This window comes from Afipia sp. GAS231 (genome assembly GCF_900103365.1).
In the GTDB taxonomy this organism is placed as follows: domain Bacteria; phylum Pseudomonadota; class Alphaproteobacteria; order Rhizobiales; family Xanthobacteraceae; genus Bradyrhizobium.
Window position 1 is genome coordinate 6,927,161 of the sequence record NZ_LT629703.1, and the last position, 18,835, is coordinate 6,945,995.

The 18,835-nt window shown below is 63.8% G+C and carries 20 protein-coding genes; 12 read left to right on the forward strand and 8 right to left on the reverse strand.

The features are described 5' to 3' along the window. Positions 1–148: 148 nt before the first annotated feature. Entirely contained in the window at positions 149–919 is a 771-nt protein-coding gene (locus tag BLS26_RS32405) for an alpha/beta fold hydrolase (protein WP_092518876.1), read from the forward strand. A 107-nt stretch (positions 920–1,026) separates the two neighbouring features. On the opposite strand, the gene BLS26_RS32410 is transcribed toward BLS26_RS32405, so the two are convergent. The 3 genes from BLS26_RS32410 to BLS26_RS32420 all read right to left on the reverse strand — a co-directional run bounded on the left by BLS26_RS32410 (position 1,027) and on the right by BLS26_RS32420 (position 2,781). Beyond that, positions 1,027–1,506 (reverse strand): VOC family protein, encoded by a 480-nt coding sequence (locus tag BLS26_RS32410; RefSeq protein ID WP_092516527.1) that lies wholly within the window; start codon positions 1,504–1,506, stop codon positions 1,027–1,029. Positions 1,507–1,628: 122 nt separating this feature from the next. Beyond that, the gene (locus BLS26_RS32415) at positions 1,629–2,126 is read right to left on the reverse strand and encodes a peptide deformylase (protein WP_092516528.1); all 498 of its coding nucleotides are present in this window, start codon (positions 2,124–2,126) and stop codon (positions 1,629–1,631) included. A 31-nt stretch (positions 2,127–2,157) separates the two neighbouring features. After that, positions 2,158–2,781 (reverse strand): TetR/AcrR family transcriptional regulator, encoded by a 624-nt coding sequence (locus tag BLS26_RS32420; protein ID WP_092516529.1) that lies wholly within the window; start codon positions 2,779–2,781, stop codon positions 2,158–2,160. Between the two features lie 127 nt (positions 2,782–2,908). Here BLS26_RS32420 and BLS26_RS32425 point away from each other — a divergent pair, with 127 nt between their 5' ends. Beyond that, positions 2,909–3,883, forward strand: coding sequence for an alpha/beta fold hydrolase (locus BLS26_RS32425; RefSeq protein ID WP_244541768.1), 975 nt, complete (start codon positions 2,909–2,911; stop codon positions 3,881–3,883). 166 nt (positions 3,884–4,049) lie between these two features. Continuing rightward, positions 4,050–5,267 (forward strand): MFS transporter, encoded by a 1,218-nt coding sequence (locus tag BLS26_RS32430; protein ID WP_092516530.1) that lies wholly within the window; start codon positions 4,050–4,052, stop codon positions 5,265–5,267. A gap of 5 nt (positions 5,268–5,272) precedes the next feature. Here the strand turns inward: BLS26_RS32430 and BLS26_RS32435 are convergent, their stop codons facing one another. Continuing rightward, positions 5,273–5,674 carry a cupin domain-containing protein gene (locus BLS26_RS32435; RefSeq protein ID WP_172804825.1) on the reverse strand — a complete coding sequence of 134 codons (402 nt, stop codon included), beginning with the start codon at positions 5,672–5,674 and terminating at the stop codon, positions 5,273–5,275. A 57-nt stretch (positions 5,675–5,731) separates the two neighbouring features. Continuing rightward, positions 5,732–6,391 carry a VOC family protein gene (locus BLS26_RS32440; RefSeq protein WP_092516532.1) on the reverse strand — a complete coding sequence of 220 codons (660 nt, stop codon included), beginning with the start codon at positions 6,389–6,391 and terminating at the stop codon, positions 5,732–5,734. A 222-nt stretch (positions 6,392–6,613) separates the two neighbouring features. Between BLS26_RS32440 and BLS26_RS32445 the strand changes: the two genes are divergently transcribed. The 5 genes from BLS26_RS32445 (at position 6,614) to BLS26_RS32465 (ending at position 8,985) form a co-directional block, all read left to right on the forward strand. Next, positions 6,614–6,943 (forward strand): helix-turn-helix transcriptional regulator, encoded by a 330-nt coding sequence (locus BLS26_RS32445; RefSeq protein ID WP_092516533.1) that lies wholly within the window; start codon positions 6,614–6,616, stop codon positions 6,941–6,943. Beyond that, positions 6,940–7,422 carry an SRPBCC domain-containing protein gene (locus tag BLS26_RS32450; protein WP_092516534.1) on the forward strand — a complete coding sequence of 161 codons (483 nt, stop codon included), beginning with the start codon at positions 6,940–6,942 and terminating at the stop codon, positions 7,420–7,422. Before BLS26_RS32445 ends, BLS26_RS32450 begins: the two co-directional genes overlap by 4 nt. Before the next feature lie 113 nt (positions 7,423–7,535). Further along, the gene (locus BLS26_RS32455) at positions 7,536–8,270 is read left to right on the forward strand and encodes a DUF899 domain-containing protein (RefSeq protein ID WP_092516535.1); all 735 of its coding nucleotides are present in this window, start codon (positions 7,536–7,538) and stop codon (positions 8,268–8,270) included. A gap of 15 nt (positions 8,271–8,285) precedes the next feature. Continuing rightward, a complete protein-coding gene (locus BLS26_RS32460) occupies positions 8,286–8,573 on the forward strand; it encodes a hypothetical protein (protein ID WP_197681294.1) in 288 nt (95 codons plus the stop codon). Further along, a complete protein-coding gene (locus BLS26_RS32465) occupies positions 8,566–8,985 on the forward strand; it encodes a GFA family protein (protein WP_092516536.1) in 420 nt (139 codons plus the stop codon). The genes BLS26_RS32460 and BLS26_RS32465 overlap by 8 nt, the downstream gene beginning before the upstream one ends. A gap of 97 nt (positions 8,986–9,082) precedes the next feature. Here the strand turns inward: BLS26_RS32465 and BLS26_RS32470 are convergent, their stop codons facing one another. After that, positions 9,083–9,748, reverse strand: coding sequence for a TetR/AcrR family transcriptional regulator (locus tag BLS26_RS32470; RefSeq protein WP_092516537.1), 666 nt, complete (start codon positions 9,746–9,748; stop codon positions 9,083–9,085). 215 nt (positions 9,749–9,963) lie between these two features. Between BLS26_RS32470 and BLS26_RS32475 the strand changes: the two genes are divergently transcribed. The 4 genes from BLS26_RS32475 to BLS26_RS32490 all read left to right on the forward strand — a co-directional run bounded on the left by BLS26_RS32475 (position 9,964) and on the right by BLS26_RS32490 (position 14,282). Next, a complete protein-coding gene (locus BLS26_RS32475; protein ID WP_092516538.1) occupies positions 9,964–11,187 on the forward strand; it encodes an acyl-CoA dehydrogenase family protein in 1,224 nt (407 codons plus the stop codon). Positions 11,188–11,339: 152 nt separating this feature from the next. Then, positions 11,340–12,398, forward strand: a complete 1,059-nt coding sequence (locus tag BLS26_RS32480; protein ID WP_092516539.1) for a phosphotransferase family protein — start codon at positions 11,340–11,342, stop codon at positions 12,396–12,398. Between the two features lie 199 nt (positions 12,399–12,597). Continuing rightward, positions 12,598–13,473 carry a DMT family transporter gene (locus tag BLS26_RS32485; RefSeq protein WP_244541769.1) on the forward strand — a complete coding sequence of 292 codons (876 nt, stop codon included), beginning with the start codon at positions 12,598–12,600 and terminating at the stop codon, positions 13,471–13,473. A gap of 263 nt (positions 13,474–13,736) precedes the next feature. After that, positions 13,737–14,282, forward strand: coding sequence for a cupin domain-containing protein (locus BLS26_RS32490; protein ID WP_092516541.1), 546 nt, complete (start codon positions 13,737–13,739; stop codon positions 14,280–14,282). Between the two features lie 145 nt (positions 14,283–14,427). Here the strand turns inward: BLS26_RS32490 and BLS26_RS32495 are convergent, their stop codons facing one another. Together BLS26_RS32495 and BLS26_RS32500 are read right to left on the reverse strand one after the other, a co-directional pair. Next, positions 14,428–16,629, reverse strand: a complete 2,202-nt coding sequence (locus BLS26_RS32495; RefSeq protein WP_092516542.1) for a lytic transglycosylase domain-containing protein — start codon at positions 16,627–16,629, stop codon at positions 14,428–14,430. Between the two features lie 526 nt (positions 16,630–17,155). Further along, on the reverse strand, positions 17,156–18,118 hold the full coding sequence (locus BLS26_RS32500; protein WP_092509475.1) for an IS110 family transposase: 963 nt from the start codon (positions 18,116–18,118) through the stop codon (positions 17,156–17,158). Positions 18,119–18,835 lie beyond the last annotated feature (717 nt).

An 18,835-nucleotide genomic window follows, 5' to 3' on the forward strand; every position in this document is an offset into this window, starting at 1 on the left:
CATGGCGCCAGCGAAGGATTTGACGGCGGGCGGGTGACGACGCGCAGTATTAATTATGCGTAATGTGTAACAAAGAGGGGAAAGCGAACGTCCACGAGGAAGTAGGTGTACGCAAGAGGAATACGTCATGGATAACGATCTTCGCTCGATGCAGATGAACCGGCGCGCATTCGTAGGCATCGCAGCCGCAGCAGCCGCAAGCACGCTTCTCCCGCGCAGTGCCATTGCCCAACCGCTGCCGAAGGCAAAAAACGTCGTGCTCGTCCACGGGCTGTTTGCCGACGGATCATGCTGGTCCGAGGTGATCCCGCGCCTGCAGGCCAAGGGGCTCAACGTCACCGCCGTGCAAAACCCGCTGACGACGTTGCCGGAGGCGGTGGCATCGGCGGAGAAGGTGCTGGCGCGGCAGGACGGGCCGACCGTGCTGGTCGGGCATTCCTTTTCCGGCATGATCGTCACCGAAGCCGGCATGCATCCGAACGTCTCGGCGCTGGTCTATGTGGCTGCGCGGGCGCCGGATGCCGGCGAGGATTACACGGCGTTGGCCAAGACCTATCCGACGCCGCCGGCGTCGGCGGGCATCGTGTTCGACGGAGATGAAGGACGCCTGAGCGAGGCCGCGTTCCTGCGCGATTTCGCCGGCGACTTGCCGGAAGCAAAAGCGAAGGTTCTGTATGCGGTCCAGCAGCCGTTTCAGAAAGCGCTTCTCACCGGCAAGACCACGCAAGCGGCCTGGCGATCGAAGCCGAGCTGGTATGCCGTCTCCTCCGAGGACCGCACCATCAATCCGGATCTCGAACGCTTCATGGCCAAGCGCATGGGCGCGACCACCATCGAGGTGAAGGCGAGCCATCTCGCGCTGATCTCGCAGCCGGATGCGATCGCTGGTCTGATCCTCAAGGCAGCCGGGCAGGGGTAGCGCTTGTGGGGTGGGTTAGCGCAGCGTAACCCACCAACTTCGTGCGGCACGGCTAGTACCGCGGTGGGTTACGGCTTCGCCTAACCCACCCTACGAATTCGCAAACATCACGCTCCGCCGCGCACCGCGGCCTCGATCTTGGCAACGTCGATCTTGCGCATCGGCATCATCGCCGCGAATGCGCGCTTGGCCACGTCGCCGCCTTTGGCCATCGCGTCGGTCAGGACGCGCGGGGTGATCTGCCACGACAGGCCCCACTTGTCCTTGCACCAGCCGCAGGAGCTCTCGGTGCCGCCGTTGCCGACGATGGCGTTCCAGTAGCGGTCGGTCTCTTCCTGGGTCTCGGTGGAGATCACGAAGGAAAAGGCTTCGCTATGCTTGAAGATGTCCCCGCCGTTCAGTCCGAGACACGGCGTGCCGCACACGGTGAACTCGACCATCAGCGGATCGCCTTCCTTGCCGCCGGGATAGTCCGACGGTGAGCGATGCACCGCCTTGACCGCGCTGTCGGGAAAGGTTTTGGCATAAAAGCGCGCGGCTTCTTCGGCGTCGTGGTTGTACCACAGGCAGATCGTGGTCTTGCTCATCCTTGTTCTCCTTCATTTGTGCCGACTTTGGCGCCCCCCGTCGGCGCCGGTGCTCGGCTCGGGCCCTCACAGGACGAACGTGCCGTGGCGGATCCGACATGGTCACGGCAGGAAAATTGGTTTCACCCCCGCGACACTTTCTCGAACCGCTTGATCAGCCGCTCGCGTTTCAGGCGCGACAGCCGCTTGATCCAGAACAGGCCGTTGAGCTGGTCGATCTCGTGCTGGTGACACACCGCGCGCAGGCCTTGCGATTCCTCGGTATGCGCGTTGCCGTCAATGTCCTGATAGCTGATCCGGATTTTCGCGTGACGCTGGATGTCGTCATTGACGCCGGGCATCGAGACGCTGCCTTCCTGGTGCAGGATCATGTCAGGCGAAGCCCAGGCGATCTCCGGATTGACATAGGTCCGCGCGCCGTTGACGGGATCGAGGTCGAGCACCACGACCCGAAGCGAGATGCCGATATGCGGCGCGGTGATGCCGATACCGGGCGCGGCGTGCAGGGTCTCGAGCAGGTCGGCCGCGAGTTCGCGCAGCGCGCCGTCGAACGCGGTCACGGGCTGCGCCGGGAGCGTGAGCCGGGGGTCGGGATATCTGACGATGGGGCGGATGGTCATGATCTCTGTCGCAGGGGGGTGGCTCCGGTGATTATTGCAAATATCCGACCACGAGGCGGGTGGCCTCGTCGACCAGCGTTCCGACCGTTTCATCTGAGAGCATGTCGGCGTGGTGCAAGACCGCCGTATGGGCCAGCGCCTCGATCGATGTGACGCAGACAAAGGTCGCAAATCCCGGATCGAGCGCGCGAAGTTCATTGCTGCGGCTCTCGAGATAGGCCCTGAACAGGGCATAGGTCTGGCGGTTGAAGGCCTCCACATTTTCGAGGCGTCCGGTGCGCGGAATTTGTTCTGCAAGGACGCGATGCAGCTTGGGGTCGATGCAATGCGCCGCGATCGCCACGGTCACGAGGCTGCGTATCGCTTGCTCGATCGGCAGCGTGCCGATCTCCGCCAGTGTGCCGCCGACGACCTGCATGATTTCCTGATTGTGACGCTCGATCACGGCGGCAACCAGCGCTTCCTTGCCAGGGTAATACTGGTACAGCGAGCCGACGCTCACGCCCGCCACTTCGGCGATCCGGTTGGTGCTGGCCTTGTCGAAACCTTCCCTCACCAGAATGCGAGCGGTCGCTTCGACCAGCGCGTCGACCGTCGCGCGCGAGCGCTCCTGAGAGGCGTGCTTCCTGGGTTTCGTACGCGGCTTCCGCGCCATGTCCTGCGTTCCCGAATGCGAGTATGGAATATGAGCTATCACTCATATTATATCGCAGGCGTCGGCGAATGGACAGATGCCATTGCGCGCCGGGCTGACAGAGACTCGCACCAGGCAGGATATGACCATGAGCGTTGGGAAGATGTCGTCGATACCGCAGCTTCAAGCGGATGAAGGCGTGCGGCCGGGCGATGCCGGGCCGAGCTGGCAGAGCCGCTGCATCAATGCGGTGCTACGGCTGCTTCCGATCAAGAAGGAGCTGGCATCCGCCGCGGCCGCGCAGGAGCACGTGCGCAAATTGGCATTGCGGCCGGCCTCTTACAAACCGACGGGTCTCGGCCGCGGCGTCGAGGTGACTTTGAAAAATGTGGCGGGATGGCCGGTCTACACTACGGCGCGGTCCGGCAATCCCGGCGCCGGCAACACCGTCGTGTTTCTGCACGGCGGCGGATTTATCAACGAGATCGTTCGCGCCCATTGGCGCTTCGTGGCTTATTTGACCCGCCACGCCGGCGTCCGTTGCGTCGTTCCGATCTATCCGCTGGCTCCCGGCGCTACCGCCAAGGATCTCGTGCCGGCCACGGGCGAGTTGTTGCGGAAGGTTCTGGAAGATGCAGGGTCGGCTGATGTCACGGTGATCGGCAATTCGGCGGGCGCCGGATTGGGGCTGGCGGCGGCCCAATGGTTGCGCGACTCCGGATATCCGCAACCGAACCGGCTGGTGCTGATCTCGCCCGGGGTGAATGCGGCGGTGAACCGGCCGGAGCAGGTCGCGATTGCCGCACGTGATCCGATCCAGGACATTCCGGGTATCATCGAAGCGGGACGTCTCTATGCCGGCAAGCTGGATATCGAGCATCCCTATGTCAGTCCGTTGCATGGCGATTTCCACGGGCTGGCGCCGATGATCGTGTTCTCCGGCACGCTCGACCTTCTCTATCCCGACAGCGTCGAGCTGGCCGCCAAGGCGCGCGCGGCGGGTGTGCCGGTCGAGCTTCATCTGCGACGGGGCCAGCCGCACAATTATGCGGGAATGCCGACGCCCGAAGGCCGGCAGGCGCGGGCGATCATCCTGCGCGCCGTTGCCAAGGCACCGACGTGATCGTTGTCACACGAGGCCCCGCTAATCGCGTCTGACCGGAAAAATGCGCTAACATGGGTCGGACCGGACCGGGTTGCGAAAAATATTCCGAGAAGGGCGCTCCAACCTGTCGGTTCCGCCCGATCCCGTTCGTCTTGCATCCAGAACGATGCATGGGAGACCAGGAATGGAAAATTCTCGCTATCGCTGGGTGATCGTCGCGGCCGGCGGCTTGCTCGGCTGTGTCGCGATCGGCGGCATGTTCTCGCTGCCGGTGTTTTTGCAGCCGATCGCGCGGGATACCGGCTGGTCCGTGACAGGCGTATCCAGCGCCATGACGATCGGCTTTCTGGCGATGGCCTTCACCAGCATGATCTGGGGCACGCTGTCGGACCGGTTCGGGCCGCTGCCGGTGGTGCTATCAGGCTCGGTCATGCTGGCGACGAGCCTCGGGCTTGCAAGCCTCGCAACCTCGCTGGTCGCGTTCCAGTTCATCTTCGGACTGATGGTCGGCGCCTCCTGTGCAGCGATCTTTGCGCCGATGATGGCGACCGTCACCGGCTGGTTCGACACCCATCGCAGTCTGGCGGTATCGCTGGTCTCGGCCGGCATGGGCATAGCGCCGATGACGATGGCGCCGTTCGCCGCCTGGCTGGTGTCGCAGCATCACTGGCGCACCTCGATGCAGCTGGTGGCGCTGGTCGTCGCACTCATCATGATCCCGGTCTCGCTGTTGGTGCGCCGCGCGCCGGCGCTTGCGAATCCGGCGTCCGTGCCGTCGGACGATCCGGCGCAGGCGGAGATGACACTCGGACAGGCGCTGCGCTCGCCGCAATTCGTCATCCTGCTGCTGACCAACTTCTTCTGCTGCGCCACCCATTCGGGGCCGATCATTCACACCGTCAGCTACGCCATCAGTTGCGGCATTCCGCTGGTCGCCGCCGTCACCATCTACAGCCTTGAGGGTTTTGCCGGGCTGGGCGGGCGCATCGCCTTCGGCCTGTTAGGCGATCGCTTCGGCGCCAAGCGCGTGCTGGTGCTCGGTTTGCTGGCGCAGGCGTTCGGCGCGCTCGGTTATGTCTTCGTGCGCGAGCTCGCCGCGTTCTACGCGGTCGCCGCACTGTTCGGCTTCATCTATGCCGGCACCATGCCGCTCTATGCGGCGCTCGCCCGCGAAAACTTTCCGCTGCGGATGATGGGCACCGTGATCGGCGGCACCGCGATGGCGGGCAGCCTCGGCATGGCGACCGGTCCGCTCGCCGGCGGCCTGATCTACGATACGTTTGCGAGCTACACGTGGCTCTATGTCGGCTCCTGGATCATGGGCCTCGGCGCGTTCTTCATCGCCATGACATTCCGCCCGGTGCCGAAGCTGCTGCCGGCGCCGGCGCCGGTGCCGGCGTGATGCCGTCACTTCACCAGGGTCAGCGCGGGCTTGCCTTTCTCGAGGACATAGGTCGCAAGCTCGCTCGCCTTGACGCTGCCGACGTTCTTGGCCGCATGGATCGTTCCGGCGGGGATGAAGAGAACGTCGCCGGCTTTCAGCGTGGCCGGCGGCTTGCCCTCGATCTCGTATTCCAGCGTGCCTTCGAGGACGTAGATGATCTCTTCGCCCGGATGGGTGTGGCGGCCGAAGGCTGCACCCGGCGCAAAGTCAACGCGCACCTGGAACGCCTCGTGGCCGGGAATGCCGAGATCATGCCGCTGCAGATCGGTTCGCGTGATGCCCGCCGGCTGGGCCCGCGCGACGTGGAACGCCGAAGCCCCTCCCAACATCAGCACCGCGATCGCCAAAGCACGCGCGGTCCTCATCAACATATCGCTCATGTCTGCTCCCTTCGGTTTCCGCGCCTCACGTTGTGCCGCCGCTCACTGCGGCAGTGCCTCGCCGGCCTGCTCCTTGACGATATAGTCGGCGTACCAGTCCGGCCAGTTCGTGTCGTGCGCGCCACCAGTGCGCTTCTCGTGTTCGCCATGCGCGGCGGCGGCACGGCGGAGCGCAGCGGCAAGATCGGTCGGCGAACCAAAATTCGTGTCCGCCTCAACGCGGCCGGCCAATCGCGCCGTGATTTCCTGCAACAGCCAGCCATTGCCGTCGGGATCGCTGAACGAGGCGAACGAACGGTAGCTGCCGTGTTCCGGATCGGCGCCGCGGACCCGAACCCGCCCGGAAATATAGGGCTCGTCGGTGCCGGCGTGCACCTCGCCGGCGCCATGAAACACCTCGCTCACATCGACCCCGCGCGCAACCAGTGCAGCGCGGGCGGCCTCGATATCGGACACGATCAGGTAAAGGCCCCGCGCCGAGCCGGGCGCCGCCGACGTGACGTTGTTGCCGAAGATGACGGAGGCATTGGAGCCCGGTGGCGTGAACTGAATCACGCGCCAGCCGTCAGCGGAAGCAAAGTCGGCATCCAGCCGCCAGCCGAGTTTTTGGTAGAACGCCTTGGCGCGATCGACGTCGGAGACGGGGATGACGACGATCTCGAGTTTCATATCGATCCTCGCCGTCTTCTTGAGATCACTCATGGGTCTCTCCTTGATGTCTGTGCCGGGGACGGCGACTTCAGGCGCCGCGCAGGCCAGATGGAATGCCGCAAACCTAGATTGCTGCGATCTCCGGGCGAATATCTGTCCTTCGTCAGACACTCTTTCGCTCCGCGAGCGAATGCACCGGCAAGGGAGCGCAACCACGAAGTCGTGATATGAATTAGCGTTGACTAATGAATTAGCTCGAGCTAATGGTTCTCCATGATCGAAGCCGCCCCCATTAATGCCGTCATGCGCGCACTTGCCGATCCGACCCGGCGGGCGCTGTTCGAGCGCGTCGTCGGCGCGCATGAAATCACGGTGGCGGAGCTGACAAAAGGCAGCGGGGTGACGCAGGGCGCCATCTCGCAGCACCTCAAATCGTTGAAGCAGGCCGGCCTCGTCGCCGAACGACCTGAGGGCCGAAACGTTTATTACCGTGCCGCGCCGGAGGGGCTCGCCCCGTTGTTCGACTGGATGAGCCACTACGCGCTGTTCTGGAACGACCGCTTCGCCAACCTGCGCACGCTTCTGAAGGAGATCGATCCATGAGTGACGCCGCGTTACAGTCCGACACCCAGGAGTCCGCCACGCAAGACATCGTGGTCGAGGCCAACCTCCCGCACGCGCCGGAGGCGATCTGGAAGGCGCTGACGACAGGCGAGCTGATTGCCCGCTGGCTGCAGATGCAGCCGACCGGCTTTGAGGCAGTGAAGGGCAAGCAGTTCACCTATCAAACCACAGCGGCCGGGGCCTGGGATGGCGTCATCCGTTGCGAGGTGCTCGAAGCCGTTCCGCATCAACGCTTGGTCTATTCCTGGAAGGGCGGGCACGAGTCCAACATCGGTTACGGCTCGCTGCTCGACACCGTCGTGACCTGGACGCTGCAACGGATCGAACGCGGGACGCGGCTTCGCATGGAGCATTCCGGCTTCGTGCTGCCGAAGAACGACAGCGCCTACAAGAACATGAGCGGCGGCTGGAAGAAGGTCGTCCCGCGCGTCGGCGAGATCGCCGGCGAACAGGGCTGACGCCGCTCTCAATACGAACGCAAATTTCCAAGGGGCAGGGGCCCAGCACGTGATGCCGGTTCGGCAGATGCCGAGCCATGTCTGCAATCGACCAAGCAACCAAGAGGTCAGTCATGAAGTTGAACGTCGTATCTGCCAACGAATGGGAAGCTGCACGCCAGGAACTGCTGGTGAAGGAAAAGGCGCTCACGCGCGCCCGCGACGCCATGGCCGCCGAGCGCCGGCGGATGCCGTGGATGGACGTGGAAAAGAACTACGTGTTCGAGGGTCCGCAGGGCAAAGCGAGCCTGCGGGATCTGTTCGAAGGCCGCCGCCAGTTGATCGTCTATCGCGCCTTCTTCGAGCCCGGCGTGCACGGCTGGCCCGAGCAGGCCTGCCGCGGCTGCTCCATGGTCGCCGACCAGGTCGCCCACCTCGCGCATCTGAACGCGCGCGACACCACGCTGGTATTTGTCTCGCGCGCGCCGCAGGCCGACATCATCAGCCTCAAGGCGCGGATGGGCTGGGAGATGCCGTGGTACACCGTCACCGACAGTTTTGATGCCGACTTCGGCGTCGGCGAGTGGCACGGCACCAACGCGTTCATCCGCGACGGCGACCGTGTCTTCCGCACCTATTTCATCAAGAGCCGCGGCGACGAAGCGCTGGGAAGCACCTGGAGCTATCTCGACATGACCGCGCTCGGCCGCCAGGAGGCGTGGGAAGAATCGCCCGCGGGTTATCCGCAGACTCCTCCGTACAAATGGTGGAATTGGCACGACAGCTACGTCCCCGGTGCTGCGCCCGACCAGCGCTGGGTCGAAGTCTCCGATGCCGGCGAAGTCGCCATGCGGAAACAGGCGAGCTGACGGGCAGGCGCGGCCATGAGCCTTCAGCAGGGCCCCGTCGCACGGCCGCGCCGGCTATGGCTCGAAGCAGGCGTGGACCGCTGGCTGTCGCTGGCGGCCGCGCCGACCTTCGCCGTCATGGCGCTGCTGTCGGCCATTCCCGGAGGCGGGGCACTCGAGGAATTCTGTTCGAGCGCAGGCGCGTCCCCGCTCGGCGGCATGATCCCGATGTATCTCTTGATGAGCGCCTTTCATTCGGCGCCGTGGTTGAGATTGATCGCAAACACCTGGCGAAATTTGTCGAAGGAAACGATACATGAGTAAAGCCTATACCGGCGGCTGCACCTGCGGCGCGATCCGCTATTCCATTTCTTCCGAACCTGTTTTCATGAATCACTGTCAGTGCCGCGACTGCCAGCGCAACAGCGGCGCCGGGCACGGATCCTTTCTGACCTTCGCCGGGCGCGGCGACGTCAAACTCAGCGGAGACGCCAAACAGCGGGACATCGTCGCCGACAGCGGCAACGTCAAGACATCAGGCTTCTGCCCGACCTGCGGCGCGCCGGTCTGCCTGACGTTTGCGGCGATGCCCGACCTTTTCACCGTGACGGCCGCAAGCCTCGATGATCCCGCCCGTTTCCGGCCGCAGGCGGTGACGTACGCCGTGCGTGGCCACACCTGGGATCATCTCGATCCAGCCGTGCCGAAGTTCGACAAGATGCCGCCGGCGGGGTGATGCGGCGGGAATCGTAGGATGGGTGGAGCGAAGCGATACCCATCGCTTGCGCGCGGTATTGATGGGTTTCGCTGCGCTCAACCCATCCTGCAATTGATTACCGCGCCGCCACCTTGCCTGGCGTCTTCTTCGCCGGTGTCTCGCTTCCCGCCAGCGCCATCACCGAAACCGAAACCACGCGGTCGATAATCCCCTGGACGTCGTTGAGGTCGCATTGCCCCTCCGACAGCTTGGTCAGCCGCTCCTTCTCGCGGATGGTGTGGTGCGACATCGCCAGCGCGAAATTCAGGCCCCAGTAAAGATCGACGTCGTCACGGCCGGGCATCGCGCGACGCATCGCGGCGATGAATTTTCGCAAGTGGTCGACCTCGCGGTTCTTGATGCGGCGGATCGGCGGCACCGATTCGATCGAGGCGCGGATCATGAACCGCGCAGCGGTCGAGCCTTCGCTGCTGGGGCCGAGGCAGCCGCGTAGAGTTGGCCCCACCAGCGCGCGGAAGATCTGCTCGATCGGCGCGCGGCCGCCGCCGTTCTCCTCGGCGGCCTTCAACTCGTTGAGGCGCTCGCGGTTGGTGGCAAGGCTGCGGGTGACGAACAGTTCGGCGATCAGTTCGTCCTTGGAGCCGAAATGATAATTCACCGCCGCGAGGTTGACGTTGGCCTCGGCAACGATGTCGCGCAGCGTCACGTCGCCGAAGCCGCGGTCGGCGTAAAGCCGTTCGGCGGCGGCGAGGATCGCGGATCGGGTCTGATCGCTCGGCATGTCCAGCCCCCATTTGGGGAGTTGCATTTCAAACGTGTGTATGAAACTATCGTTTGAAGGGCCGGAAAAGTCAATGCACGTTTGCGAGCGTGCGGCGTTTCCGGCTCAACCCGTCATGTCCGTCAGCCGCGAACCGCAAAACATCTTGCGGGGCCTGCGCGGCGGGCGGACAGTGCGATCCAACAATTCCAGAAGCGAGAGACGAGGAGCGTCCCATGAACTTCGATATGTCAGACCGCCAGAAAGAATGGCTCGAGCGTGTGCAGGCGTTCATGAAGGCGCATGTCCGTCCCGCGGTGCCGATTTACGACAAGCAGGATGCGGAGGGACCGCGCTGGAAGGTGATCCCGATCCTCGAAGACCTGAAAAAGAAGGCGAAGGCCGAAGGCCTCTGGAACATGTTCATGCCGCCGAATTCGCATGAAGATGACGAATTCCGCGGCGCGGGATTGACCAACCTCGAATATGCGATGCTGTCGGAAGAGATGGGTCGTATTTCCTGGGCCTCGGAAGTCTTCAACTGTTCCGCACCCGATACCGGCAACATGGAGGTGTTCATCCGCTACGGCTCCAAGGAGCAGAAGAGGAAGTGGCTGCGTCCGCTGATGGACGGCGAAATCCGCTCCGCCTTCCTGATGACGGAACCTGCCGTGGCATCGTCTGATGCGACCAATATCGAAACCCGCATCGAGAAGGATGGCGACCATTACGTCATCAACGGCCGCAAATGGTGGTCGTCCGGTGTCGGCGATCCCCGCTGCAAGATCGCGATTCTGATGGGCAAGACCGATCCGAAGGCCGCCAAGCACCAGGCGCAGTCGCAGATCCTGGTGCCGCTCGATACCCCCGGCATCAAGGTGGAGAAGATGCTGCCGGTGTTCGGCTACGACGATGCGCCGCACGGCCATGCTCAGGTGCTGCTCGAGAACGTCCGGGTGCCGAAGGAGAATATCCTGCTCGGCGAGGGCCGTGGCTTCGAGATCGCACAGGGCCGTCTCGGCCCGGGCCGGATCCATCACTGCATGCGCACCATCGGCAAGGCCGAAGAGGCACTGGAGAAGATGGTGCGCCGGTTGTCGTCGCGTACCGCCTTCGGCAAGAAGATCATCGAGCATTCGATCTGGGAACAGCGCATCGGCGAAGCGCGCGCCGATATCGAGATGAATCGCCTCTTGTGCCTCAAGGCCGCCGACATGATGGACAAGGTCGGCAACAAGACCGCGCAGGCCGAGATCGCGATGATCAAGGTCACGGCCCCCAACATGGCGCTGAAGATCATCGACAACGCCATCCAGGCCTATGGCGGCGCCGGCGTTTCCGACGAGGCCGGCCTGGCCAAGGACTATGCCCATATCCGCACGCTGCGGTTGGCGGATGGTCCGGACGAGGTGCACAATCGCGCCATTGCCAGACTTGAACTTCGGAAGTATGCAAACTGACGTCACTCAAACGAACGGGAGCAGCGATGCCTGCTCCCGGCCGTCATTCCGGGGCGATGCGACAGCATCGAACCCGGAATCTCGAACTTCCGGGTCTGGTCCTTCGGACCATCCCGGAATGACGGAATAAAAAGATGTAAGGGAGCGTCATCGTGGCCGACGGCGTCAGGAAAGACGAAGAGTTTTCAGGCACCAAGGAAGTCGAGGAGCGTCATCGCATCGATGAAACGCACCTCGACGCCTGGATGAAGGAAAATGTCGAAGGCTATCAGGGGCCGCCGACCGTCCTGCAGTTCAAGGGCGGCCAGTCCAACCCGACCTACAAGATCGAAACGCCCGGCCGGTCCTACGTGATGCGCCGCAAGCCGTTCGGCAAACTGCTGCCGTCGGCGCACGCGGTCGACCGCGAGTTCCGCGTCATCGCAGCGCTGGGCAAGCAGGGTTTTCCGGTCGCGAAAGCCTATGCGCTGTGCACCGACGACGGCGTGATCGGTTCAGCGTTCTACATCATGTCGATGGAAGAGGGCCGGGTGTTCTGGGATCCGTCGCTGCCGAGCCAGACGCCGGAACACCGCCGCAAGATTTTTACCAGCAAGATCGAGACGCTGGCCAAACTCCACGTCTACGATCCCGAGAAAATCGGGCTCGGCGATTTCGGCAAGCCCGGCAATTATTTCGCGCGCCAGGTCGATCGCTGGACCAAGCAGTATCGCGCCTCCGAAACCCAGCACATTCCGGAATTCGAAAAACTCGCGGAGTGGCTGCCGAAGACCGTGCCGGCGCAGGCGCGCGCCTCGGTGGTCCACGGCGACTACCGGCTCGACAACATGATTTTCCACGCCACGGAACCGCGCGTGCAGGCGGTGCTGGACTGGGAATTGTCGACGCTGGGCGATCCCATGGCCGACTTCACCTATCTCTTGATGCAGTGGACCATGCCGGGTCTCGCCAATGTCGATATCAAGGCGCTCGGCATCCCAAGCCTGGAAGAGGCCGCCCAGATCTACTGCAACGTCACCGGCAGCGCCGTGCCCGACCTGAACTGGTACTTTGCCTATAACCTGTTCCGTCTCGCCGGCATCACCCAGGGCATTGCGGGCCGCGTTCGCGATGGCACCGCGGCCAACGCCAAGGCGCTGGAGTCGGCGGCGCGCACCGTGCCGCTGTCGAAGGCGTCATGGGAATACGCCCAAAAAGCCGGCGCGACCTGAGCCCAAACGCGTGTCTCGCACGCGATACGGCGCGCGCCGCGCGCCACGATCGTAAGGTGGGCAAAGGCGCTCTTCGCGCCGTGCCCACCATCTCTCCCGATCGTTGCTGTCAATGGTGGGCACGCTTTCGCTTTGCCCACCCTACGATCCACCGGAAGCTGAATTGCCGCTGTCTCCGAATCTGTGCGGAAGCCTGTTGATGGCCGTTGCCATGGCCGGCTTCACGATGAACGACTCCATCACCAAGCTGATGTCGTCGCAGATGAACTTCGGCGAGGTGATGCTGGTGCGCGGCCTGTTCGCGATCGTGCTGATCGGCGCGCTCGCGGTCCATCAGCGCGCGATACGTCCGCTGCAGACGCTGTTCGTCAAACCGGTCGCGTTGCGCATCGTCGGTGAGGTCTGCGGCACCGTGTCGTTCCTGGCGGCGATCTCGCATTTGCCGCTCGCCAATACTTCCGCCATCATGCAGTCGTTGCCGCTGGCGATTACGCTCGGTGCTGCGCTGACGCTTCGCGAGCCGGTCGGCTGGCGGCGCTGGTCGGCGATCGTGGCCGGCTTCATCGGCGTGCTCATCATCGTCCGGCCGGGCGTCGCCGGCTTCAACCAGTTCACGCTGCTGGCGCTGGTGTCGGTGCTGTTCTGCAGCCTGCGCGATCTCGCCACCAAGCGAATTCCTTCGCACATCCCCTCGCTGTTCATCACGCTGTTGACGACCATCACGGTGACGACGGCGGGCGCCGTCATTCTCATTCCGCTCGGCGGCTGGACGCAGCCCTCGGCGCACGCGGTCGGTTTGCTGGCACTCGCCGCGGTGCTGGTGCTGATCGGCTATCAATGCGTCATCATGGCGCTGCGATCCGGCGATATCTCCGCGATCGCGCCGTTTCGCTACACCGCGCTGCTATGGGCCTTGCTGCTTGGCTATCTCGTGTTCGGCGACGTGCCCGACACCATGATGGTAACGGGCGCCTCGATCATCGTCGCCTCCGGCCTCTACGCCTTCTACCGCGAACGCATCCGCCACCGCGAAGTGGCGGCGAGTGCCTCCGGCCTGCCGCCCGACGGGTTGTGAACCGCATCCGCGCGCTGTTGTTGTCAGGGATGGATCGGGCTGGAAGGGCACAACGGTGATACCGTCAAGTGCGGCAACCGGTAACGAGGAAGGATGCGCGCTCGAATTTACTCCCGCTTTTGGTGGCCCAACGGACATCGCAAGACTTGCCGCCGGGTCACGGCGGAAGCTTTCGACCCTGAACGGACATCCGGCCTCGAAAAAGGCACCTCTTGTCACGATAAGGACCCCTTATTCTCAAACCATGGACACTGAGGTCCGAGATGACTGACGCTCCTTCTGAAAATTCCCCGTCTGCTTCCTCGATCCCCGCCGACGATCCGGGCCGCGTCCTAACGGTAGCCGATCCCGACGGGGCCGGTGTGCCGCATATCTCGGTAGCCGGCGGCACGTACACAATCCTAGTGTCTGGCGCGCAGACCGCGGGACGCTATTGCCTCGTCGACATGCTGGTGCCCGCGGGCGGTGGACCCCCGCCGCATCGTCACGACTTCGAGGAAATGTTTTCGCTGCTCGAAGGCGAACTCGAGTTCACTTTTCGCGGAAAGTCGCACACCGTACGAGCGGGATCGACCGTCAACGTTCCGGCCAACGCCCCGCACGCGTTCAAGAACGTGTCCGGCAAGGCGGCCCGCATGCTCTGCATGTGTACACCAGCGGGACAGGATGAATTCTTTCTGGCGGTCGGATTTCCCGTCGAAAGCCGTACATCACCACCGCCGAAGCCGACCCCGGAAGAGATCGCCGAGAAGGGAAAATTGATCGCGGCCCTGCTGCCGAAATATCGCACCGAGATGGTAAAGATGTGAGGCGCGCCCGACTGATTGAAGGCGATGAATGCAAGAGGACCGTCGCTTAATCGAGTCAGATGTTCCGCTTCTGGCACATCACGTCAAATCGCTGCGCCGCGGAAGTCGGTCGCTCCGGGGCAAAAGCGGGCTCTGGCGCGCCCGCTCACCGCGCATCCGGTGGGGCTGTCGGCGCCGCGTTGGTCTCCTGCGTCACCACGCGCTGCTCGCTCTTCGCCGCCACCGCGGTTTCGCCGCCAAAGCGTACGCGGTAGACCGGCAAATTCTCCATCACCCGCTGGACATAGTTGCGCGTTTCGGAGAGCGGGATGCGCTCGACCCAGTCGACCGGATCGACCTTGGGATCCCTGGGATCGCCGAACGCCGCGAGCCACTCCCGGACGCGGCCCCGGCCGGCGTTGTAGCCGGCAAAGGTCATGATGTGGTTGCCCTTGTATTCCGATAGCAGTGCGGAGAGCTCGCCGGCGCCCATTTGCGTGTTGTAGACCGGATCGGAAACCATCCGGTCCCAGTCGTAGCTGACCTTGAAACGTTTGGCGGTGTCGCGGCCTGCTTCCGGGGTGATCTGCATCAGGCCGACCGCATTGGCCGACGACCGGTCGCGCTGGTCGAAGGCGCTCTCGGTACGCGCCACCGAATAGATGACGCTACGCTCGATGGCCGGGGCGATCTGGGTATGTTGCGGAATTCCGATGATCGGGAACGCGTAATGGTCAAGCGCCAGCCCGCGGCCGAGCGCCGGCTTGCCGACTTGCAGCATCGCGCGGGCGTCGTTGCGGCGGCCGGTGAGTTCGCCGAGTGCTTCGAGCACGGCCACGTCGGCGCTCTGTTCGCCGAGGTCGGCGACGAAATACAGCACAACGTCGCGCTCGCCGATCTCGTAAAGCATCTCCGCGGCGCGCACCCGTTCATCCACCAGCGCGGCACCGTCGGCGGAGGCGAGCGTGGGCGAGGGGGCTCGCAATTCGATTTGGTCACGCCCGAGCCTGGCGCGCGCAAGCTGCCCGTAATAGGCGGTCGGATAGCGTGCGGCCGTTTCATAGCCGGCCTTCATCGCATCCGTGTCGCCAAGCGCTTCGGCGGCGCGCCCGCGCCAGTAATTCGCCCGCGCCAGCACGATCGGATTGGCAGCACCCTCGTCGATATGGGCGAAATGCTCCCGCGCAGTGGCGGGTTCGTCGAGGTAGCGCAGCGCGATCCAGCCGCACATGAAATGGACGTCGGCCCGATAGTATTCGTTGTCCGGCGCCGCGGCCGGGCGGATGACCTGATAGGCCGTCAGGAACTTGCCCTGGTCCATCAGCTTGCGCGCCAGCGAGCGCCGCTCGCGCCACCATTGATCGGTGTCCTGCTGCGCCATGGTGTCGGGCGCCGCGGCCAGCATCACGCGGGCTGCGTCGTCGATCTTGTTCTGGGCGAGCATCCACTGGATGCGGCACAGGGTGTAGCCGAGATCCCCGCGCGCCTCGGTCGCGACGGCGTCGAGCATATCCAGCGCCTTGTCCGACTTGCCCCGGACCGCGGCGCAGGCCTTCACGATCGCGGGTGCGTCGCCGCCGAGCAGCTTGGCGGCGCGCATGGCGCCCGCGCTGTCCTTGGCGCCGATCCGCCTGTCCATGCGCGCCCGGTGGTCTTCATTGGTGAGGAGGTCGCGGAACATTTCCAGCGCCTCGGCCTCAACGCGATCGGATAATTCCTCCGACCGCCACGCATCGCGCACCAGCCGGCGCGCACGATCGCGATCGCCCTCGCCAAGCAGGATGCGTGCGAGCGCCAGTTTGCCCCGGGCGCTGATCGGCTGGTCGCCCGTGAAGCCGCGAACCCTGGCGGCGTCGCTGCGTTCCTGCCACAGGCGGGCCTCAGCCCGTCGCCGCAGCAATGCCGCACTCGGCCATTCCGGGTTGGCGGCGATGAACGCGGCATAGCGGCTGAAACCCGCCGTGGTCTCCGAGTGGCGCAGGATGAACCATTCGACGAGTTTCTGCGCCGCCGGGTCCGCGATCCTGTCCCGCGTGGCGGTCGCCTCGTCGGTTTTGGCCTTGCGCGCGAGATCGATCGCTTCCTTGACCAGCGCCAGGTCGCCGGTCAGCGTCGGCTCTTTGCGGGCAGGCTCATCTTTCGATCGCTTCGATTTGCGTTCGGCATCGGCATGCTTCGCGTGCCGGCGTTTTTCGACAGCAGCGCTGCGTTGAGGGCGAGCCTCCTTGGGTTCTGGTGTCTTCTTCGCCTCGTGCGTCTTCCTGCCGGGCGGCTGCGTGGCATCGGTTCGCGCCGCCGCCTCCGTCGATAGGAGGGCCAGCGCGGTGACAGCGAAGAGACAGGACAGCGAACGGAAGCAAGGCTTCATTGCTTGGTCCTCTTGCGAATCACTTTTCAGATGATCGCACGCCATGCGTGCGGCATGAGCCGCCCAAAAGCTAGCACGCCTCCGATCAAGCAATTGTCGCATTGTGGCAACACCGCGCGTGAAACCTGCGGCGAATCTTGGCTATTTCGTGTTCGGCGACCCACCCTACGAGATCGTTGCCGCGAGATGGCTGAGTGTGAGCGCGGGTTGATTTGCCCGACGGGCAAGCGAAATCGTCGCGCGCTGCCTGCGACAAAGTAACCCGACGGGCAAATCACCAAAACCTGTCCAGCCCTTCGCGCAAAAATATTTCCGTTGAGCCGTCGGGCAAATCAACTCCATAACTTCCGCCATCCTGTCCCACCAGAGCAACTGTGCTGAAGTAAACCGGCGATCGGCCGGGTCTCAAGGCTGGTGCGGGGCGCGCCCCGCCTTCGGCGGCTTACGGCCTTGACCCCGTCCGCTCTCCGGTCTGTTGGCTTGGCATGCGCTCGGTCATCGACCGAGCGCGGTGAGGTGCGCTCGCTCAGTTCAGTGCGTAACGGCTGGGATCCCATTTCTGCCGTCGTGCGATCATGATGTTGAGGATGACGATGAGCTTGCGCATGCAGGCGACAAGCACCACTTTCGGCTTCTTTCCCTTGGCAATCAGGCGGTCGTAGAAGGCCTTGAGCACCGGGTTGTTCTGCGTGGCTGCGCCGAGGCAGGGCATGTAGATGGCGTTGCGGACCCAGCGGCGGCCACCCTTGATATGACGCTCACCGCGCCGATGGCCGCTATCGTCGTCGTACGGGGCGGCGCCTAATAACGCACCGGCGATCTTGTTGCTCACCTGCCCAAGCTCCGGCATCCCCGCAATGAGGTTGGCGGAGGTCGTTTCGGCGAGGCCCGGCACGCTCTCGATGATCTCGGCACGCTCGGCAAGGTGTGGCGAGGCCTTGATCTTGGCCGCAATTGCCGCCTCGAGCTTGGCAATTTCACTGACCAGATTCTTCAAGACGCGGGCATGCGTTTTCTGAACCAGTCCTGGTGCAGCATGCTCGTTTTGGCTTTGCAAGCGCGTCTTGAGATCACCCAGACCGATGCGCGCTTTCACCAGCGCCAGCAACTCCTCGCGTGCGGCATCGTGGGTCTGGCTCGGCGCCTCGGTAAATATCTCGGCGAACCAGGCGATCATCTCCGCGTCGATCACATCGTTCTTTGCCAGCCGGCCGGCCGATAGCGCGAAGCTGCGGACGCGTTTGGGGTCGACGATCCGCACCTCGACACCGGCCTGGCGCAGTAGCTTGGCCCAGTCACGCTCGTAACCGCCGCTCGCCTCCATCACAGCCCTGGTTGCCTTGTACTTGCGAAGCCAGGCCACCAGCTTGCGGTGGCCTTGTCCCGTGTTCGGACAGACCTGACGCAATGACAGCGAGCGAATGCACGCATCCACCTTGTCCTTTGCCACATCGATGCCCACGACAATGCGATCATCTTGTGCCATCATCCACTCCCTTCCTTGCTCGGTACGGGCTCGAAGCCCTTGCAACTGTTCGGGTTGAGGAAGACGCCGGAGCTGTCCCTCGCTCTGGTACAGGCTCTGTCGCCTTTGGGGCGTACGGGCTCAGTTCCAGCAACGGGCGGTTGGTCCGCAACCGCCCGTTCGCTCATTCTGCCAAATTTTTTGGACACAAGGGGCGTTGGCGATCGTCGCAAACGAGGGGCAGGGAGCGATGGACGTGAGATCGCGACTGACGAGCGCGGTTCTTGCGTACGGTGAAATCGTTTGGGTCCGACGCCCCGATGCAGGCGTCAAGTTCGGAGGCGGCCAACGCTGCCCGAGAGCGATGGTGTCACGAAAAGCAGGGTCACCAGGACGACTACGTATAAGCCGTAAAGCCATTGCGCAGGGAAGGCCGGAGGCTCTCCGCTGAACCTGTATGCTCATGTGCAGCATATTCTTGTGCAACATCGCACATGAGACCGCGGGTGCAGCGCGCATCTGGTCTTCCCTGCGCCCTCTGATTTCGAGGGCAAGGTTTTCTTGCAAAACTCCGGGCAGATGATGCCGCGAGAATAATTTTCGCTGTCATCGTCCGCCTTGTGCGCAATTGCGCACTGGGGCGGACGATCCAGTATTCCAGAGACGCTCTTGATTGAATCGAGAGGCCGCGGCGTACTGGATCCCCCGCATGCGCGGGGGATGACGGGTGAGGGTGGCGCC

Excerpts from the sequence above, each read along its gene's own strand:
- BLS26_RS32405 (WP_092518876.1), top strand. The coding sequence starts at position 149 with ATGCAGATGAACCGGCGCGCATTCGTAGGCATCGCAGCCGCAGCAGCC.
- BLS26_RS32410 (WP_092516527.1), bottom strand. The coding sequence starts at position 1,506 with ATGAGCAAGACCACGATCTGCCTGTGGTACAACCACGACGCCGAAGAA.
- BLS26_RS32415 (WP_092516528.1), bottom strand. The coding sequence starts at position 2,126 with ATGACCATCCGCCCCATCGTCAGATATCCCGACCCCCGGCTCACGCTC.
- BLS26_RS32420 (WP_092516529.1), bottom strand. The coding sequence starts at position 2,781 with ATGGCGCGGAAGCCGCGTACGAAACCCAGGAAGCACGCCTCTCAGGAG.
- BLS26_RS32425 (WP_244541768.1), top strand. The coding sequence starts at position 2,909 with ATGAGCGTTGGGAAGATGTCGTCGATACCGCAGCTTCAAGCGGATGAA.
- BLS26_RS32430 (WP_092516530.1), top strand. The coding sequence starts at position 4,050 with ATGGAAAATTCTCGCTATCGCTGGGTGATCGTCGCGGCCGGCGGCTTG.
- BLS26_RS32435 (WP_172804825.1), bottom strand. The coding sequence starts at position 5,674 with ATGAGGACCGCGCGTGCTTTGGCGATCGCGGTGCTGATGTTGGGAGGG.
- BLS26_RS32440 (WP_092516532.1), bottom strand. The coding sequence starts at position 6,391 with ATGAGTGATCTCAAGAAGACGGCGAGGATCGATATGAAACTCGAGATC.
- BLS26_RS32445 (WP_092516533.1), top strand. The coding sequence starts at position 6,614 with ATGATCGAAGCCGCCCCCATTAATGCCGTCATGCGCGCACTTGCCGAT.
- BLS26_RS32450 (WP_092516534.1), top strand. The coding sequence starts at position 6,940 with ATGAGTGACGCCGCGTTACAGTCCGACACCCAGGAGTCCGCCACGCAA.
- BLS26_RS32455 (WP_092516535.1), top strand. The coding sequence starts at position 7,536 with ATGAAGTTGAACGTCGTATCTGCCAACGAATGGGAAGCTGCACGCCAG.
- BLS26_RS32460 (WP_197681294.1), top strand. The coding sequence starts at position 8,286 with ATGAGCCTTCAGCAGGGCCCCGTCGCACGGCCGCGCCGGCTATGGCTC.
- BLS26_RS32465 (WP_092516536.1), top strand. The coding sequence starts at position 8,566 with ATGAGTAAAGCCTATACCGGCGGCTGCACCTGCGGCGCGATCCGCTAT.
- BLS26_RS32470 (WP_092516537.1), bottom strand. The coding sequence starts at position 9,748 with ATGCCGAGCGATCAGACCCGATCCGCGATCCTCGCCGCCGCCGAACGG.
- BLS26_RS32475 (WP_092516538.1), top strand. The coding sequence starts at position 9,964 with ATGAACTTCGATATGTCAGACCGCCAGAAAGAATGGCTCGAGCGTGTG.
- BLS26_RS32485 (WP_244541769.1), top strand. The coding sequence starts at position 12,598 with ATGGCCGTTGCCATGGCCGGCTTCACGATGAACGACTCCATCACCAAG.
- BLS26_RS32490 (WP_092516541.1), top strand. The coding sequence starts at position 13,737 with ATGACTGACGCTCCTTCTGAAAATTCCCCGTCTGCTTCCTCGATCCCC.
- BLS26_RS32495 (WP_092516542.1), bottom strand. The coding sequence starts at position 16,629 with ATGAAGCCTTGCTTCCGTTCGCTGTCCTGTCTCTTCGCTGTCACCGCG.
- BLS26_RS32500 (WP_092509475.1), bottom strand. The coding sequence starts at position 18,118 with ATGATGGCACAAGATGATCGCATTGTCGTGGGCATCGATGTGGCAAAG.